14 protein-coding genes are annotated in these 17,253 nt (G+C 64.0%); 7 read left to right on the forward strand and 7 right to left on the reverse strand.

Annotated elements, in window-relative coordinates:
* Positions 1-19: 19 nt before the first annotated feature.
* Positions 20-841: an SDR family NAD(P)-dependent oxidoreductase gene (locus VGV58_RS14745; RefSeq protein WP_326874758.1), complete on the forward strand. Its 822-nt coding sequence runs from the start codon at positions 20-22 to the stop codon at positions 839-841.
* 220 nt (positions 842-1,061) lie between these two features.
* Here VGV58_RS14745 and VGV58_RS14750 read toward each other — a convergent pair whose 3' ends face one another.
* Together VGV58_RS14750 and VGV58_RS14755 are read right to left on the reverse strand one after the other, a co-directional pair.
* Positions 1,062-1,535 carry a methyltransferase family protein gene (locus VGV58_RS14750; RefSeq protein WP_326874759.1) on the reverse strand — a complete coding sequence of 158 codons (474 nt, stop codon included), beginning with the start codon at positions 1,533-1,535 and terminating at the stop codon, positions 1,062-1,064.
* Between the two features lie 19 nt (positions 1,536-1,554).
* Positions 1,555-2,448, reverse strand: coding sequence for an NAD(P)/FAD-dependent oxidoreductase (locus tag VGV58_RS14755; RefSeq protein WP_326874938.1), 894 nt, complete (start codon positions 2,446-2,448; stop codon positions 1,555-1,557).
* 226 nt (positions 2,449-2,674) lie between these two features.
* Between VGV58_RS14755 and VGV58_RS14760 the strand changes: the two genes are divergently transcribed.
* Complete coding sequence (locus tag VGV58_RS14760; RefSeq protein ID WP_326874760.1) at positions 2,675-3,322, forward strand: TetR/AcrR family transcriptional regulator; 648 nt, start codon at positions 2,675-2,677, stop codon at positions 3,320-3,322.
* Positions 3,323-3,615: 293 nt separating this feature from the next.
* Here the strand turns inward: VGV58_RS14760 and VGV58_RS14765 are convergent, their stop codons facing one another.
* The gene (locus tag VGV58_RS14765; protein ID WP_326874761.1) at positions 3,616-4,614 is read right to left on the reverse strand and encodes a helix-turn-helix transcriptional regulator; all 999 of its coding nucleotides are present in this window, start codon (positions 4,612-4,614) and stop codon (positions 3,616-3,618) included.
* Between the two features lie 377 nt (positions 4,615-4,991).
* On the opposite strand from VGV58_RS14765, the gene VGV58_RS14770 reads away from it, so the two are divergent.
* The 3 genes from VGV58_RS14770 to VGV58_RS14780 all read left to right on the forward strand — a co-directional run bounded on the left by VGV58_RS14770 (position 4,992) and on the right by VGV58_RS14780 (position 7,588).
* The gene (locus tag VGV58_RS14770) at positions 4,992-5,654 is read left to right on the forward strand and encodes a hypothetical protein (RefSeq protein WP_326874762.1); all 663 of its coding nucleotides are present in this window, start codon (positions 4,992-4,994) and stop codon (positions 5,652-5,654) included.
* 41 nt (positions 5,655-5,695) lie between these two features.
* The gene (locus VGV58_RS14775; protein WP_326874763.1) at positions 5,696-6,529 is read left to right on the forward strand and encodes an acid phosphatase; all 834 of its coding nucleotides are present in this window, start codon (positions 5,696-5,698) and stop codon (positions 6,527-6,529) included.
* Positions 6,530-6,688: 159 nt separating this feature from the next.
* The gene (locus VGV58_RS14780; protein ID WP_326874764.1) at positions 6,689-7,588 is read left to right on the forward strand and encodes a DUF1254 domain-containing protein; all 900 of its coding nucleotides are present in this window, start codon (positions 6,689-6,691) and stop codon (positions 7,586-7,588) included.
* A gap of 328 nt (positions 7,589-7,916) precedes the next feature.
* Here VGV58_RS14780 and VGV58_RS14785 read toward each other — a convergent pair whose 3' ends face one another.
* Together VGV58_RS14785 and VGV58_RS14790 are read right to left on the reverse strand one after the other, a co-directional pair.
* Positions 7,917-11,480, reverse strand: a complete 3,564-nt coding sequence (locus tag VGV58_RS14785; RefSeq protein ID WP_326874765.1) for a hypothetical protein — start codon at positions 11,478-11,480, stop codon at positions 7,917-7,919.
* Positions 11,481-11,593: 113 nt separating this feature from the next.
* Positions 11,594-13,177, reverse strand: a complete 1,584-nt coding sequence (locus VGV58_RS14790) for a hypothetical protein (protein WP_326874766.1) — start codon at positions 13,175-13,177, stop codon at positions 11,594-11,596.
* A gap of 312 nt (positions 13,178-13,489) precedes the next feature.
* On the opposite strand from VGV58_RS14790, the gene VGV58_RS14795 reads away from it, so the two are divergent.
* Together VGV58_RS14795 and VGV58_RS14800 are read left to right on the forward strand one after the other, a co-directional pair.
* Positions 13,490-14,677 (forward strand): sensor histidine kinase, encoded by a 1,188-nt coding sequence (locus VGV58_RS14795; RefSeq protein WP_326874767.1) that lies wholly within the window; start codon positions 13,490-13,492, stop codon positions 14,675-14,677.
* Entirely contained in the window at positions 14,665-15,450 is a 786-nt protein-coding gene (locus VGV58_RS14800; RefSeq protein WP_326874768.1) for a LytR/AlgR family response regulator transcription factor, read from the forward strand. The genes VGV58_RS14795 and VGV58_RS14800 overlap by 13 nt, the downstream gene beginning before the upstream one ends.
* A gap of 290 nt (positions 15,451-15,740) precedes the next feature.
* On the opposite strand, the gene VGV58_RS14805 is transcribed toward VGV58_RS14800, so the two are convergent.
* Together VGV58_RS14805 and VGV58_RS14810 are read right to left on the reverse strand one after the other, a co-directional pair.
* A complete protein-coding gene (locus VGV58_RS14805) occupies positions 15,741-16,514 on the reverse strand; it encodes an SDR family oxidoreductase (RefSeq protein ID WP_326874769.1) in 774 nt (257 codons plus the stop codon).
* A 24-nt stretch (positions 16,515-16,538) separates the two neighbouring features.
* A complete protein-coding gene (locus VGV58_RS14810; RefSeq protein WP_326874939.1) occupies positions 16,539-17,252 on the reverse strand; it encodes a PA1136 family autoinducer-binding transcriptional regulator in 714 nt (237 codons plus the stop codon).
* Position 17,253 lies beyond the last annotated feature (1 nt).

The raw sequence follows: 17,253 nt of genomic DNA on the forward strand, positions 1-17,253 counted from the left end.
CTATTCGAAAGGTCACCACATGCAGAACGTGAGCGGTTCCTCCGCTGGAAGCACCTTGGACGCGCCCTCGGGAAAATGGGCTCTCGTGACGGGCGCATCGAGCGGCCTCGGCGTTGAATTCGCCGAACTTCTGGCAGCTCGAAAGGTCAATCTCGTGCTCGCGGCGCGGCGACGCGAGCCGATGGAAAGCCTAGCCTTCGAGCTGCGGCGGAAGCACGGTGTCGAGATCCATGTCGAGCCGGTCGACCTTTCCGCTCCCGGCGCTGCCGGCGGCTTAAAAGAGAAACTGGACGCGAAGGCGCTGCGGATCGATCTCCTGATCAACAATGCCGGCTTCGGCCTGCACGGCGACTTTCTCGACACCCCGCTCGCGCGCACCGCAGAGATGATCCAGCTCAACGTGACGGCGCTGACCGAGCTCAGCTACGTCTTCGGGCGCGACATGGCCAGCCGTGGCTCCGGGGAGATGCTTCTCGTCGCCAGTCTGCTGGCCTTCCAGCCGGTTCCCACCTATGCGGCCTATGCCGCGACGAAGTCCTATGTGCTCTCCTTCGGCGAAGCGCTCCACGATGAGTTGCGTTCGCGCGGCGTCGTCGTCACCACGCTCTGCCCCGGCCATACCGAAACCGGGTTCGATGCGGCAGCCGACGCCCGCGTCTCGCCGATGCTGCGCAGGCTGACCATGAAGCCTCGCCCCGTCGCCGAGGCTGGATTGAGCGCACTGGCTCAGGCAAAGCCATCTGTCATTGCAGGTCTGCTCAATAAGGTCGTCGCATTCTCGAACCGCTTCACCACGCGATCGATGCAGCGGGCTTCGATGCGAAAGGTGATGGCGCCATGAGACCAATCCCCAAGCTTCTTAGAGTGGGATGCTAGGGTCGAGCGGACGAGCTCCCGCGGTACCGAAATGGCGGTCTGGCAGCTCCTGTCGATGACGTGGCAGGTCGAAAGGTGACGTATTCGGACTCCATGTGTCAGGCTTCTCCAAGAGCGGTCGGCTGAGGATCAAAGCCTGAAGGGCGTCCGAGTCCAGATGGCCCGCAGGCGGCAGCAGCGGAACGTCAGAGCCAGCGGCGAACCTTGGCCTTGTAGCGGCGGTAGTCATCGCCGAACTTCGCTTCGAGATAGCGCTCTTCGCGGGCGATCACCTGAGTCTGGATCACGATCATTACCAACGGAAGCAAGGCGAAGGCGATCGGTCCGTCGAAGCCGATCGCAAGGCCGGCATAGACAAGCGCCATGCCGAGATACATGGGATTGCGGGTCCACCGATAAGGGCCGGTCGTTGCGATGAGGCTCGTAGGCCGCGACGGCCGAACGTTGGTGCCCAGCCGCCGGAACAGCCCCGCCGCCGCAAGCATCATCGCCGCGCCGGCAACGAACAGCAGCGCGCCTGCTGTGATCAGCAGCAGCCGGTCGATGCCGAAGGAGCGCAGGGCGACGAACTGTTCCGCCGCCAGCCCCAACAGCAGCGCTCCCAGATAAATGAAGGGCGGAGGGAAGCGCACACCCGCGCTGTCCGGTTCGACGGCCATGCTCATCTCCAATCTGTGCTCAAACCAGCATCGACTGCTGGGCGAAGATACCCGCCATCGCGCCTTGCCATGATGCCGTGGTGACCGAGGGCATTCCGGGGTTGGCAAGGTCGCCGGCGGCGTAGATGCCGGGCATGCTGGTCTCGCGGCGCTCATCGACCTTGAGGGCGATGCCGCTGGGCGTATCGACGGTGGCGAGACCCAGTGATTCATGCAGGCTGGCCGACGGCTTGTTGCGCGGATGCGCGAACAGGATGTTGACCGCGACATCGGGGCCGGTATCGATCTTGATGGTGGCACCATGGCTCCCGTGACGGGCGATCCCGGTGATCCGGCCATCGACGACAGGTATGTTGCGACGTGCCAGATCGGCCCGGATATCGGGCGGAATGTCGTGACCATCGGCGAAGACAGTCAACCTGTCGGTCCAATCATGAAATAGCCTGGCCTGATTGTGCGACTGCCGGCCGGACCAGACGAGGCCCCAATGCTGGCCGGCGACTTCAAAGCCGTCGCAATAGGGGCAAGGCACGATGGCGGTGCCCCAGGCTTCGGCAAAGCCGGGAACAGCCGGCATCTGGTCGACGATGCCATAGCTCAGGATCAGGCGGCGCGCCTTAAGGCTTTCGCCATCGCCGCTGAGGACGGAGAAATCGTCGATGGCGCCGGAGACACTGTCGGCCCGGGCATTGACCAGCCTGATCGTGGGATAGCGCGCCAGTTGCCGCCGCGCCTCGGCCAGGATGTCCAGCGGCGGCTTGTGATCGTGGCCGAGCAGGCCATGCGAGTGGCCGGCGAAGCGGTTGCGCGGCAAGCCGGTATCGAGAACGGTGACTTTACGGCGGGCACGGCCGAGCTGCAGCGCGCCGGCGAGACCGGCGAAGCTGCCGCCGATGATGATGACGTCATTCATGGTGATGGGCTCCTTGTTGTGAATGGAAGAGGATGGGCCAGACTTGGCGGTGGCCGGGGCGCGGGCGATGGCAGAAAGCGCCGCGGCCAGCTTCAGCAGGGTGCGTCGCTGCATGGATCTCTCGTGTTTCAGGTCGACGATCGTCTGACGAACACGCTTGCATATTTATAGAACTGAATGGTATCGTAATTCAGTAATTACGATACTGTCAAGGACCGGAATTATCGTGACTGGAAATCGCCAAGGCCGGCGCGGCCGCCCCCCGAACCAGGCGCTTGGCCAAACGATCGTCGGCGCCGCGAGCGAACTCTTTGTGGAATTGGGTTTTCAAGCGACGACCCTGGACAAGGTCGCCCAGCGAGCGAAAATCTCGAAGCTCAGCATCTATCGGCACTTCGAGAACAAGGAGGCACTGTTCGGCGCGGCCATCGCGGCCCACTGCCGTCAGTTTGCGCCTCTGGCCCTTGTTGAAGGGGTCGAGGGATCGGCCGAAGATCAGCTCATGGCGGTGGGAGCATCACTGCTTCGCACGCTGCTGAGCTCGGACGTCCGCAGTGTCGAGGCCATGATCATGGCCGACAAGACGAACCAAAAGTCGCTAAGCAAGCTCTTTTACGAGGCTGGCGCTGCCCATGTTATCGGCCAAATCGAGGCCCTGCTGCGTCAGATGCATGCGAAGGCGGTCCTGAACGTGCCCGATCCTCTCCGGTCCGCACGCTTGTTTGCCGCGCTCATCAAAGGGGCCGATCTCCTGATGATCGCCCGCTTTGATGAGGCGAGAGCAGAGGACGACAACGAAATCGAATCCTACTGCCGGTCGGCCGTCGCCATGTTCATCGCCGCGCACGGAGGCCGCGACCACGCGCGCGGATAGCATGGACGAAGCTGCGGAGGACGAATGGTCATCGTCCTTGTGAGCAGCCGTAACGGTGCCAATAACGTTGTTATCTGCCGGCACGCAGCGGCTTGGTTCCAAATTAACTGTCTTCACTCCAGGCAGAACACGCCATTAATGGGACGCCGGCCCGGGGTCACTCATCGAACATCCGGCGCGGATCGAATGCGCTAGGAGCGGACCTTGGCGCTTTGCCCAGGGGCGGACGCTCGCCCGTTTAAGCGCAGGGCACTGCTCCAACTGGGCGATTGGCGGCGCGAGGCGAAACGCCTTCAGCCAAGCCGTGATTGCTCACGAAACTGACGCGGCGTGATGCCTGTGATCCGGCGGAAGGCGCGGCTGAAATGCGCCGGGTCGGTGTAGCCGGAGGAAAAGGCGACGTCGATGATCCTGCAATCGGTGTCCTGCAGCAGCCGGCTGGCATGCTCGTATCTGACGGTGTCGAGGATGTCCGAATAGGACAGGCCGATGAGGGCGAGCTTGCGCTGCAGCGTCCGCGTGCTGACGCCTACGATCTCGGCGACGTCGGCGAGAGCCGTGGTTCCCTCGTCGAGATAGGCCGGCAGCATCAGCTTGAGCAGTTCGACGATGTCATAGACGGAAGGTCCGTCCTCGTTGTTGCGCGTCGGCGCGAACGAGGCGATCGAGCGGTTGGGGAGGCTGAGCAGCTCGGTCGGCAGGCTGATCCAGGCGGCATGCCGACCCGACAGGAACCGCACATTCGGCCAGCAGGACCGCGTCGCCGGGCTCGGCGCATAAGACGATTCGAAGGCGATCGCCGTCGGCATCCAGTCAGGCCCTGCGAATTGCCTGACGATGTAGACCGAGAAAATATTCTGGATCCATTGCGCGTGTTTCAGATGCAGGAGCCCTGTCCCGGCAAGCCTGCTGCAGACCCGAACGTGATCCGCGTCATATTCGATCCACATGCTCAGAATGGTGTCTTCTCGTGACGCCTCATGGCAGGCGTGCCGGAGCGCGACGAGCAATGTCGGCGAGTGCGCGATCAGGGCTCGGGTCTCCTCCCTCATATGCGAGAAATGGAGGCGCTGGGCGGCGAGAAAGCCGAAATTCTCGATGCCCTGGGTCCTCTGGGCGGTCTCGACGAAACGCAGCGCCGGCCGGAGCGGCAAATAGAGATCGCTCTTTTCGGCCAGGGACGAGGGCAGCCGGGACCGCTCCAGCAGCGTCTCCGTCGGGGCGCCGATATCGTCGAGGATGCTGACGAAGGGCAGCAGGAACTGGCCGCGCGTCAAAGGGATATCAGTCAATCGGACCTCGCCGCGATCACCGCATAGACGCTTTCTTGCAAGGCCGAATCCTGAGGGTTCACGATCGGCGAGGGGGAGAATAGCCGGTCGCGATTGGCGCGAAATGGCAAGACGAGCAGGCGCCCCATGCACGAAATGCTCGCAACGGAATTCGCCGGCCGATCGGGCTGCGATCGTGCTGCAGAGAGCCGAAGCGCTCGCGCAGGTGCCGACAGGGCATGCAAGGCGGGAGACGAGCAACAATGTCAGGCGCAGCGGCGCGCAATCTCGCGATCGGCTCGATGGTGGCTTCCTTGTGCGGGCCGGCCTGGGCATCCGATCTCCGGCAGCCCGTCGCGCCGCCGGCTCCCGTCCTCGCGTCACGACCGAGCTTTTCGGTGACCAGTTATGTCTGGGCGACGGCCATCGACGGCAGGAGCGCGACGCTGCCGCCGCTGCCGGCGGCGAATATCCATCTGCGCTTCCGCGACGTGCTCAAGGAGCTCAATGGCGCACTGATGGCATCTGCCGAGATGCGCATCGACCGCTGGAGCGTCCTGGTCGACGGGCAGTTCTCACAGGTGACGACCGGCGGCAATCTGCCCGGCCCCTTCTTTTCCGGGCTGAAGCTGCGCTCGCAGACCACCACCGTTCAGGGCTCCGTGCTTTACCGGGTCTATGACGACACCGTGCTTGCGCTCGATGTCGGTGGTGGTCTCCGGTTCTGGAACCTGAATACCAAGCTCGAGATTCTGCCCGGCCTCGCCAATCTTCGTATCGATCACCGCGAATCCGAGATGTGGGCGGATCCGATCGTCGGTGCCAGGCTTGGAATAGCGCTCGGCGGGCCTTGGAGCCTGATGGTGGCGGGTGACATCGGCGGCTTCGGCGCCGGCTCGCGGCTGACCTGGCAAGGCCTGGGCAGCGTCAACTACGCCTGGAGCGAAAACCTGACGCTGAAAGCCGGCTACCGGGCACTCCATGTCGATTATCGCAATGGCGGCTTTTCGTACGACGTGACCCAGCACGGGCCAGCCGTCGCCGCGACATACCGGTTCTGACCGGGGGCTTCATGCGTTCGGCGATATCGAAAGGAACGGGAATGGCGATGACTGCGAATGCGCTTCGGGCCGCAGCTGTTTCCGCGCTGGCACTGCTCACGCTCTGCGGGCAGGTGCTGGCGCAAGCGGCCGAAGCGCAGCCTAAGGTCACCGACCCGCATTTCAAGATCGCGCCGGGCTATCTGAAGCGGTCCGACCTCCCGGACAGCCTGGTACTGCTCGGCCCGCCGCCTGCAGCGGGCTCAGCTGCGCTCGCCCGGGACGAGGAAGCGCGCAAGGCGACGCTTCCCTTGCGAGACACCGCGCGCTGGAAGCTCGCCCGTACCGATGCCGATCTCGCCTTTCCGCAAGCGGCCGACAATTTCTCCTGCGCGATGGGCGTGAAGATCGACAGCCAGCAGACCCCGCGCCTCTACGCGATGATGCAGAAGGTGTTGTCGGATTTCGGCCTCTCCACCTATGGCGTGAAGAACAAGTACAACCGCGTCCGCCCCTTCGTAGTGCATGACGAGGCGACCTGCCGGGCCGATCAGGAGGCGATCCTGCGGAGTGACGGCTCCTACCCGTCCGGCCACACGGCGGCCGGCTGGGGCTGGGCTCTGGTCTTCGCGCAGATCAATCCAGAGCGCGCCGATGCGCTGCTCAAGCGCGGCATCGAATTCGGGCAGAGCCGGGTGATCTGCGACGCGCATTGGCAGAGCGATGTCGATGCCGGGCGGATCATGGGTGCGGCGACCGTTGCGCGGCTGCAGACCGACCCGACTTTCCTCGCCGATCTCAAGGCTGCGACAGCGGAAGTGGAGATCGCGAAGGCGAAGCGGGTGTTCCCGGCCTCCGAATGTGCCGCAGAGGCTGCTGCGCTGTCCGCGCGGTGACGATGAGCAAATCGACCAAAGACACCAATGAGGTACCGTTCAATGCGAATGATTTCGGTCTGCGGCCTGGGTTTCCTGTTTCTCGCGCCGTGTGCGGCGTCCGCACAATCGGTTCCGGTCAATCTCGACAACTTCAAGCGAGCCGAGAGCGATTTCTATATGCGCAAGACGGCTGACGCCGGTGGCCTCGGCAAGTTCGCCCATAACAGGACGCCGACGCTGATCGATAACCAGCCTGTGGTCCGAATGAACCGGGATACGCTGTATTCCCAGGCGATCTTCGACCTCGACGCCGGTCCGGTGACCATCACCCTTCCCGAGGCCGGCAAGCGCTTCATTTCGATGCAGGTCATCAGCGAAGACCATTACACCCCGATGGTGGTCTACAAGCCGGGCCGCACGACGCTCACCAGGGAGAAGGTCGGCACCCGCTATGTGTTCATCGCGGTCCGCATCCTGGTCGATCCCAATGACGCCAAGGACCTCGCGCAGGTCCACGCCCTGCAGGATGCGCTGAAGGTGGAGCAGAAATCGGCCGGCAAGTTCGAGGCCCCGAACTGGGACCTGGCGCAACAGAAGAAGATCCGTGACGCGCTCGAAGCGCTGTCCGCCGCATCATCGGGCAGCTTCATCAACGCTTTCGGCCCGAAGGGAAAGGTCGATCCGGTGATGCACCTGCTCGGCACGGCAGCCGGCTGGGGCGGCAACCCTGACAAGGACGCATCCTACCCCTCGTTCACCCCGACCAGGAACGACGGCAAGACGGTCTACAAGCTCAAGCTCAAGGATGTCCCGGTCGACGCGTTCTGGTCGATCAGCGTCTACAACGACAAGGGCTTCTTCCAGAAGAACGATTACGACGCCTATTCGGTCAACAGCATCACCGGCAAGCAGAGTGCCGATGGCGCGATCGACATCCAGTTCGGCGGCTGCGACGGCAAGATCGCGAATTGCCTGCCGATCACGCAGGGGTGGAATTACACATTCCGACTCTATCGCCCGCGCGCCGTGTTCCTGAACGGCACCTGGAAGATCCCGGAGGCGCAGCCTGCATCGTAGACGGCATCAGCCTGGCTCGTCGAGGCTGCGGTTCTGTAGGGGCGGTAACCGGCGCCTTTCCTGTGCCGGGTATTTGAATGCCCTCCGTTCCGATCAACGATTCGACGCCACAAACTGACACTGAACGACCGCCTGCAACCGGACATTCGCTTGGCAAATTTCGTGACATGCCGATTGAGCCCGGTTTCGCCGCCCCCGGCGGGCGGGGCCTCCAGTCTCACGGACGTCATGCGCCATGTGGGCAGGACGTCAGCTGTTGGGTTGAGCGGGACTGCTCTCGCGACGACGGGCGAAGTCCGCCGTCGCGCAGGGCTGCCGGAGCTTGCTCTCAAATGACATCGTAGCGGACATCGTGCGTCATCGTGAGAGTCACGCGCGTGAGCCCGATTATGGCGACGACGAGTTGCAGGCCTCCAGAGATCACATAGGCCGGGATTTCGACCTCGAGGTTCTCGTCGCCCGCCATTGTCCCGATAGCGCCCGCTTCCAGCCCGACCACGTACAGAAGATTCTGCACATAGGCGATCGTCGCCAGTTCGACACCGCGGCCCTCTTCTTCTGCCCGCTTGAACTTGTCGTAGAAGGCGATCGTATAGGCGACGAGGTCGCCGATCCCCATCGATGCGTCATACGCCCCTTTGGCGAACAATCCCGCAGGCTGGCCTGCGCGCGGAACGAAGAAGAGCGCGCCTTGCAGCAGCATGTCGATGAAGTTGCAGAGATAGACGCCATTCGCCAGCTCTTGCTGGAGCTCGTCGGGCTGATCGAATGGAATCGTGCTCGCCATGTACAGCAGCTGGATCGCCATCGCCATCTTGTCGGCGATTTTCAATTGCCCTTCGCTGAGGGCGATGCTCATCGTGAGGCCAGCACCCATGAAGCCGGCCAGGACCGAGAGGGCGCCACCGACCTGCGAGTAGATTCTCGCAGCCTCGCTGCTGTCCTCCTTGGCCTCGGCCTGACCGGGAGCCATCGCCATCGAGCGAGCCTTCGGCGCCGCGCCTGCGAGAATCGCGATGATCTCGTCGAAGGAGTTCGCGCTGGCGAGGCCGAAGCTGCCGTCCGCGAACGGTGCTTCCCCGGCGACGACCTTGTAGAAGATCGTGGTCGGGATCGCAGCCAGCAGGCTGAGGCCGTCGATGAGGCTCATCTTGCTGCCGCCGGCGACGAGTTCGTAGAGCGGGGTCAGCAGCGGGATCTCGATTTCACCGAACAGGGCCTCGTCGAGCAAGGCGAGAAAGGTCCCCGCAATCGCGAACAACCCGTCGGCAATCGTCTTGAGCGCTTCGAGCACCGTTTCGACCAGGGTCTTGCTCAACAGCTTGACGATCTCGCCGAATGTCAGCGTCCCGGCCTCAAAGTCGTGGATCAGGGTCCGGGCGACCGCCGCGATCTCGTCAGCGATCGCTTTCATGGTCGGGATCAGCGTGTCCTCGACGAAGGCCTTGATGGCCTCCGGGCCGGTCCCGTAACCCGGCGCCGGGCCGTTCAGGACGCCGCCATGCAGGAGCTGGTAGCAGGCGAAACTTCCGCCGGTGCTGTAGAGCGCAGCGTTGACGCCTTGCGAGTTGGCGCTCTCGGCGGTTGTTTGCGTCACCACCTGGTTGATCGAGAGCGATGCATATTCGGGCGGCAGCACCGGATGCTCGCCGATTGAATCGATCGAGCGCAACATCCTGTTGAATGCCGCATCCATCCGCCTCTGCAGCGCCGGCAGCTCGCCCTCAAGCTGCTTCATCGTCTGCCGGGCGATGTTCGTGAACACCTTGTGCGTCTCGACGATGTCGTCCCAGTCGAAGATGAAGCCGAGCCATTGAATGAGCTTCCTCAGGCCGATCGCCAGGACATGAAGCGCCCAGTTGATCAGCTTCAGGGCCGCGGCAATCGACTTGACGACGAAATGGAACCACCGGCCGGCGATCTTGACCGCGAAGCGCAAGACACCTTTCGCCACCGAGAACACGAACTCGCCGATCGCCTCGAAACCGGATTCGAGCGCTTGCAGAATGTCGCCGGCGATATCCTCGACAGTGTCGATGACGCTGAACTCGGTCTTGCGCATCGCCCCGCCGACCGACGCAGGAGCGGATATCAGCAGCGCTTCGGGGTTGCTCGCCGGAATGTCCAGCGTGCCGCTGCTCAAGTCCCCGCCCCAGATCTGGTCCGGGAGCGAGCTGGCCGGCAGGCTGCCATCGACATTGCTGCCGTCGGCCGGAAGTCCCGCGATATAGGCCGTCAGTGTCGAGATCGTCTGCGCACCGAATTCAGCCTGCTTCTTGCTGAGCTCGGGAAACTGGGCGCGCAGATCATCGCCCGTGCGGATCTGCGACAGCCTCTGGATCGCCTTGGCGGCCGGGTTGAGGTTGCCGGGCCCCGATCCGGGTTGGGGCCGGGGCTGGACATGGTAGACCGGCGTGCCGAGGCTCAGCGTCGGCGCGACGATCGTGAGGTTGCCGTACGCATCGGTCCGGACCTCGACCGGTGCGTCCGGAGACAGCTCCCAGACATAGCCATTGATCGTGGCGTAGGTCCATTGCGACGAGGTCACCGCGACCTCCATGCCCACCATCACGTTCTGGGCTTCGTCCTCGAAATGGATGGTTGAGGTATAGGACGGGAATTCCTGGGCCGCTCCCGCGTCCTCGAGCGGGATGTCGACGTTGTGCCAGAGAGTGGTCGCCGGATCCTGCCATTGATAGCTGAGCTGGTTGTCCGAGAGCGCGCAGAGGAGCTGGTTCGCTTGTCGCTTCGGCTGGCGCAGCGCGCTGATATGCGCGACATGCTGCAGCAGGACGATCGGAGCGCTCCATTCGCCCGGTTCTTTCCCCTTCGGTTGCGGTCCGGTGGAATACCAGAGGGTCTGCTTCGAAGGGGCGAGCATCCAGATCGAGATATTGTCCGAATCCTGCGCGACCGCGATCTCGCCGATCGGATTGTCCGCGTCCGGCTCGATGATGCGCACCCCGCCCGCAGCCTTCAGGGTTTGCGTCTGATGGGGGTAGAAGTCGACGCCGGCCGCTCCGCCGACATAGAGATTGCTGTAGTGCGGCGCGACCGGGTCGGCCAGCGCGGCGAGGCACTGGGCGGCCGGGTCCACGTCCAGTTTTAAGTTATAGGGCAGCTGATCCGCCACGGGAGCAACGGCGCCGACGAAATGGAGGCTTTTCGCCCCGGCGATCTCATACAGCACATAGGTGCCGAAGACGCCGGCCCCGGCCGAAACATGGCCGAACGCGATGGAAAGGATGCGGTCGGGGTTCTCCGCCAGCGGATACACCGCCCATGACCAGAGCGTCGAGGACGTGTCGCCATTGACGAAGTAATGATTGGCGTCGCCGCCCTCCTGAACGACCACGATGATCGCGGCGGGCTTGTGCACGCTCCCCTGATTGCCCATCAGGATGCCCTTGGCGACCGCGCCCTGAACCGGCCTGGTTCCGTTTCCCGGTGCCGCGGCATCCAGCGGGATGTCGGGATCGCGCCGGGTCCAGCTGCCGGCGAAGGCCGACCAGTCGGTGCCGCAGAAATCGTTGCCTGACCAGCCGGAGACGTAGACGACGCTGCTGGTCTGGTCGCCAGACGGCGCGAGCGCCAGGGCGACGGCATATTCGCCGGTCGAGACCTGCGTCGTGTCGAAGGCGGTCACCTTCGCGTCGGAAGGCAGTCCCTCGCCGAAGGACACCTGTCGCCAGCCGGTAGGCCGTGCGGGATCGCGGAAGCAGACCCAAAGCTGATTGTCGGTGCCGATCGAGAAGACCGCCGGGTCTCCGTTCCGATCGTGAACGGCGCTGATCGGATGGGTGACCGACACCGTGCGGCTTGCGCGGTAGTTCGGCATGATGTCGGCGTCCGTCTTGGACTTGATCGCGCCGACGGGCATGGGCTTGCTCATCTGTCAAACTCCCCAAGTCTCTGTGGTCGAGCCGCGTCGCGGCGGGCCGGCGCCGGGAGGGCTGCGATGAGCGATTGCGCTTCGGCGCCGTGCGGAGGGCTGAAGCCCGTCGGTCAGTTGAGGTAGGTCACGTAGGCGACCAGGTTCTGCTGCGGATCGAAGCAGACATCCTTGTAGGCAAAGCGGTTTCCTGCCGGGAAAACGATCGCGGCCGAGATCTCTCCCATCGCGCTCTCCAGTTCATCGGAGACATTCGCGAACGCGGACTGGGAAACCGACGCGGCCTGGTCCTGGAACTGCGCCTGATAGGTGTTCAGGAACGTCGAGAAGACCTCGCTGATCGCCGCCCAGATGTCTCCGACGAAGCTGTTGCCCCAGGTCTTGCTCGACGATTCCCCCTGCTGGACCTGCGTGCTCTCGGTGACCAGGGACCCGTTGCTGCTGGCCTTCAGGCGGACGTCGAAACTCCAGGGAAGGACATAATCTCCACTGAAGCTGGAATCGGTCTTATCCCAGCCGAAGAATTCGACGGTGATCGTCGTTACCGCCGTATAGGTGACCTTCACATGATAGGTGGCGCTGGCCGGATCGAGCGTCACCGTGCAGTCCAGCTTCTCGGTGATGTTCTGATAGACCGCCTGGACGAGGCCCAGGCCCTCCAGCTTCTGGCCCTTGCCGCCGTGCTGGTTGCCGTAGAGGTTGACGGACTGGGACGTGCTCCACTGCCCCGGGCCGGTCCTGGTGAAGGTTGGAACGCCTGGGTTGCCCGTGCTCCCGCTGGCACTCGTCGTCGCCGGTTTGGTCGCGCTGACGGCAGCAGCGATCGCCGGCAGCAGCAATGGCTCGACATAGGCTCTGTCGAACAGGGGGCCGTTGATGGCGACCGCGCCCTGGTACTGCTGCGTGTTGGGCCCTGCGACCCAGTTGAAATCGAAGATTCCCGCGCTGTTCGCCGTCGGCGCCGTCTTGCCTTCGGTCATCATCAGATAGTTCAGGGTACTCAGGTCATCGTACTCGCCCGACGGGTCGTATTCCGAGACCGAGAAGTTGTAGCTCGTCGGAACCAGATCGGTCAGGAGATTGCCGGATGCGCTGCCCGATCCGTTGCTGCTGGTGACGACGTAGTTCAGAACCCATTGCTGCGCCGCAGTCTCGATGCTCTGAGCCCACCCCTGGAGCGAGGTTTCGAGTGTCGCTGTGACGATGGCGTCGGTCACCCGCTTGCCGCCGGCGTCGGTGATCGTGACATTCGCCCAGACCACCGTACTCAACTCCAGAAAGAGCTGCCCGACTGAAAGCAGCTCATTGGACAGGGCGCTCTGAACCTCTGCGGGAAGCTGGCCGGTATCGGCATTGCCGGGAACCGAGCCCTGTCCGAGCTTCGCCGCGAAGACGATCGTCCAGCCAGTGATGTCCTGGTCAAGTATCCCTCCCTTGATGACATCGACGTATTGAAGCGTCCCGTCGGTGAACTGCAGGGTCACCGCGGCCTGGTTGCCGGCCAGATCGTTTCCGGAGAGCCGAAGCGTCGGTGCCGAGATTTTTGCGTCGGAAAGACCTGGCGACTGCTCGGCGGAGACATCGGGATTGAGCTGGCAATTGATCGTCACCTTCCAGAAGTTCGCGTACGCGATGCTGCTGTTCAGTGCGCTCTCGGTGCTCGCCAGCACCAGGTCGTAGCCGGTCAGGTCAGGCATGTTCTGCTCCCAGTCGTGTGAGGGCGAGGGCTGGGGCCGGGCTCCCGTCTGCCTGCCGCATGCCGGTCGGTCGGCGTATCGTGGGCCTTGCCGTGCAGCGCCCCTCGCAGTGCCTCGATGCCGTCATGCTGGACCTCCCGCCCTGGCGCTGCGGCCTCCGCATGGATCGGCGGAAGCGCTCGCCCTCGCATCGGCGGAAACCTGTCGTCGGCCCTTTCGTGTGGGCACGAAACATTAACCGCTCGGCCAAAATCCTAGTGTCGTTGCGCCGGTCGGCGCTTGCCCAATTCGATGAAACGGCCAATCCAGCCGATGAATCGACATTTCCACGGCCGGGCGGTCACCGCATCGTGGCAGGCCACCATCGGCAAGGAATGCGATTGGATGACTGCCCCCGCCGGATATCGAAGTCCCGCTGACCGCTCCGCCTTCGCGACTGCGGATGGAGTGGCGGGCAGCGCATCGTCGGCACCGGTATCCTTCTGGCGCGCGAATGCGGCGGCCTGGAGCTTCATCGCATTCTTTGGCCTGATCTCGCGGCTTGTCGCCTTCAACGATGTCACCCTGGCCGTGACGCTGACCCTTGTGCTGGACCCTATCGGCTTCGTCCTGACGGCCGCGGCGTATAAATTCTACCTGGAGCGGACCAGCCATGGCGGGACCGCCATCGCCATCTGGGCGCTGGCCTGCGCCGTGCCCGGCGGGATCTTGCAGATGGCGATCTCCAAAGCAGTCAAGGACGGCCTGTTTCCGGACATCCCGGACGGCAACATCGCGGTCAACGATGCCGTGCCCGCAATCTTCTACACCGCGGTCTTCCTCGGCTGGTCGCTGGCCTATTTCTGGATCCGCGCGGATGTCGATGCCCGCTCGGAACGGGTGCGCCGCAGCGAAGCACAGGCAGCCGCGACACGGGCCGAGCTGCAGCGCCTGCGTTTGCAACTCGACCCGCATTTCCTGTTCAACGCGCTGAACACGGTGGCGGTCGAGATTCCGGATAATCCCGAAGCCGCGCTGGAGATGACCCTCCGCATCGCCGCCTATCTACGCTACTCGCTCGACCCGCAGACCCGGCCGGTGTGCCCCTTGAGCGACGAGATCGAAGCGGTCCGGGCCTTTATCCGCATCCAGGAGCTGCGCTTCGAAGGCCGCCTGCGCTGCACCGTGGAGATGGATCCGGCGGTGCGGGCAGTTCCCGTGCCCCATCTGGTCGTGCAGGGGCTGGTGGAGAATGCGGTGAAGCACGGCTTGCGCTCATCCGTCGAGACGCTCGACATTCGCCTGACCGCGCAGCGGATGACCGACGACGCGGTGGTGATCGAGGTCGTCAATCCTGGCCGGCTGGCCCCGCATGCCGGCGACAGGCCGGCTCTGGGTCTGGCCAACGCGCGACGGCGACTGGAACTGCACTATCCGGCACGTCACGAGCTGTCCTTGACCCAGGATGGCAACGTCATCGTGGCGCGGCTGCTGCTGAGGGGGAACGCATGCTTCGCGTGATGCTGGTGGACGATGAACCACCGGCCCGGCGGGGGTTGTGGCGGCTGCTGCGGGACTATGCCGATATCGAGGTCGTGGCAGAGGCGGGGTCTGTGTCCGAGGCCCAGGCACGGGCCTCCGTGCTGCGCCTCGATGCGATCTTCCTCGATGTCGAGCTGACCGACGGCCGCGGTTTCGATCTTGTCGCGCAGCTGCAGCCAGTGCCGGCGATCGTGTTCGTCACGGCACACGATCTCTACGCGGTGAAGGCATTCGATGTTGCAGCCGTCGACTTCCTCCTGAAACCCATCGTCCCCGCCCGGCTGGCCCTGACGGTCGAGCGGTTGCGCCGGCACCGGCAGGACGCGGGGCAAGCCGCCGCGCCCGGTCGCGAGCAACAGGACGATGTCGAGCTGGATGCCGATCCCCGGCCGGGCGATCCCAGCCAGCGCATCCATCTGCGCATCGATGGCAAGTCGGTGATCGCGCCGCTCCGTACCGTCGCCATGCTGGCCGCGGAGGCGGATTTCACCCGCGTCTTCCTGAAAGATGCACGGGATTATCTGGTCTGTCGGCTGCTGCGCCATTTCGAAGCTCAGCTGCCCACGCCGCCCTTCGTCCGCATCAGCCGATCGCTGATCGTCAACCTGGATCAGCTGGAGCGGGTGGAGTGGCAGGATGCCGGGCGCTGCAGCCTGTCGCTCGGCGGCGATATCGGGCCGGTCGCGATCGGCCGGATCGCTGCCCGGCGGCTGCGGCAATACATCGAAAACGGTCGCATGGTCCGTGTTTAGGTGTTCCGCCCTGACGCTCAGCCCGCGGAAATCGCGGCTGGGCGGCGCGTGCCGTTCTACCCAGATGACCGCACGCTGATCGACCGGCTTGGCTGCTTTGGCATCGATCCCGGGCTTCCGCCATCGGCGCCTGTCTCGTCCAGTTACCGGGCGGACCACTATCGGCGCTAAGCTTTGTCAAATTTGACTAACGGCACTGCTGCGCCAAATGCGGAGCTTGGCGCCTTGCCAAGAAGCGGACATTGCCGCAACGTCTCCATCGAGCGCGATCTCAAAGATTTTGCGGGTGTTCAGGTGCCCCGGTCCCAAATCTCCGCCTGCTCTTTGCGAACCATCTGTTCGGCGCTGGCGGGGCGGACAGTGCGATAAGGCGGGTCCGATGCCTCGATGACGCCGATCATCGCCTCGATCATCTCGGCAGGATCGTGCTGACGATCAAGCGCGCGCACAGGCCAGTGGGCGACGACGCGCTCGTCCTGACCCCACCACTGATCCATGCTTTCCATGCCCGTGTCGTTGAAACCGGTGCGGAACGCGCCGGGGTTTACCGTCACCACCTGCACGCCATAGGGCTTGAGCTCCTCGTGCATCGCCGAGCAGATGCCTTCGACCGCGTGTTTCGAGGCCGCGTAAGCGCCGTCAAAGGGAACCTTGACCAAGCCGGCGACCGAAGAGGTCCAGACGATCCGCCCGGTGCCACGCTTCACCATGGCGCGAGCGAAGCCCTGAGCCAGCTCCAGCGCGGCAAAGACATTGGTCTCAAAAACCGATCGGAATACCGTCATCGGAATCTCGACCATCGGCCCCGATTCCATGATGCCGGCATTGTTGAATAGTACGTCGATCTCGATGCTGAGCGCCTTGGTGCGGTCGATCTCGTTCAAGACGTCCAGCTTGATGACCTCCATCTCGATATGATCGGCCTTGGCCGCGTTCCGCAGCTCCCAGACCTGCGGCCAGATCTGGCAACCGGCGATGACGCGATGCCCGCGCCGGGCGAGGCCGAACGCCACGCCACGACCGAAACCGGACGCCGAACCCGTCACCAGGACTGTCTTGCCCATCGCGCCTCTCCCTGCTTCGTCGTTTCATGCGACGATGTCGCCCATTCGGATCGCGACACGGACGGCTTGGGCCGTCGTCGCAACGCCGAGGCGTTTGCGAATTCGCCGCAGGTGGTTCTCGATCGTCCGCTCGGACAATCCCAGCGTCGCGGCGATCTCGCCCTGACGGCGGCCGGCTGCCGTCCATGCCAAAATCTCGCGCTCGCGGCCGGTCAGCGTCCCGTTCGCGTTGCCGGGTGGAGCTTCGAGGAGTCTTTGCGCCGCGAGAAAGGCCGCGCCCGCGACCAGCGAGAGGGCGACCCGAGCGATGGGCGATGGGTCAATCCGTTCGCCGCCCAGGCTCATCGCCCCTTCCAGCCCCAGCGGCCCGAATATCGGGATCTGGAGGCCGTGGATGCCGCGCCCCCGCGGCGAACGGACCACGCGATAGAGTTCGCCGCTCGTTTCCGTCGTCTTGGTCCAGAAGAACGGTTCGCGGGCCTCGAGGATGTGGCGCGTCACCGGACAGCGCCGGACATAAGTATCGGCGTCGATGGATTCGCCCTCGCCGAACCAATCGCCCTCGACCCAATAGATGCGCTCGACCACCTCGTCCCGGGCCGAAGAGGCGGAGAATAGGACGAAGCGATCGTAACCGAACGATGCGGCGAAGGAGCGGACCGCCTCCTGAACGACAGGCAGGCTCTCCGCGCCTTCGAGGGCGACGGCGATCGCAACCGGAGTACTGGTCGGCGCCATC

Origin of the sequence: Allobosea sp. (assembly GCF_035944895.1) — a bacterium.
Taxonomy (GTDB): domain Bacteria; phylum Pseudomonadota; class Alphaproteobacteria; order Rhizobiales; family Beijerinckiaceae; genus Allobosea.

Bases quoted from the DNA above. Each gene is read 5' to 3' on its own strand.
- VGV58_RS14785 (WP_326874765.1), bottom strand. From the start codon at position 11,480: ATGAGCAAGCCCATGCCCGTCGGCGCGATCAAGTCCAAGACGGACGCC.
- VGV58_RS14810 (WP_326874939.1), bottom strand. From the start codon at position 17,252: ATGGCGCCGACCAGTACTCCGGTTGCGATCGCCGTCGCCCTCGAAGGC.
- VGV58_RS14750 (WP_326874759.1), bottom strand. From the start codon at position 1,535: ATGGCCGTCGAACCGGACAGCGCGGGTGTGCGCTTCCCTCCGCCCTTC.
- VGV58_RS14805 (WP_326874769.1), bottom strand. From the start codon at position 16,514: ATGGGCAAGACAGTCCTGGTGACGGGTTCGGCGTCCGGTTTCGGTCGT.
- VGV58_RS14745 (WP_326874758.1), top strand. From the start codon at position 20: ATGCAGAACGTGAGCGGTTCCTCCGCTGGAAGCACCTTGGACGCGCCC.
- VGV58_RS14775 (WP_326874763.1), top strand. From the start codon at position 5,696: ATGGCGATGACTGCGAATGCGCTTCGGGCCGCAGCTGTTTCCGCGCTG.
- VGV58_RS14755 (WP_326874938.1), bottom strand. From the start codon at position 2,448: ATGAATGACGTCATCATCATCGGCGGCAGCTTCGCCGGTCTCGCCGGC.
- VGV58_RS14790 (WP_326874766.1), bottom strand. From the start codon at position 13,177: ATGCCTGACCTGACCGGCTACGACCTGGTGCTGGCGAGCACCGAGAGC.
- VGV58_RS14780 (WP_326874764.1), top strand. From the start codon at position 6,689: ATGCGCAAGACGGCTGACGCCGGTGGCCTCGGCAAGTTCGCCCATAAC.
- VGV58_RS14795 (WP_326874767.1), top strand. From the start codon at position 13,490: ATGAATCGACATTTCCACGGCCGGGCGGTCACCGCATCGTGGCAGGCC.
- VGV58_RS14800 (WP_326874768.1), top strand. From the start codon at position 14,665: ATGCTTCGCGTGATGCTGGTGGACGATGAACCACCGGCCCGGCGGGGG.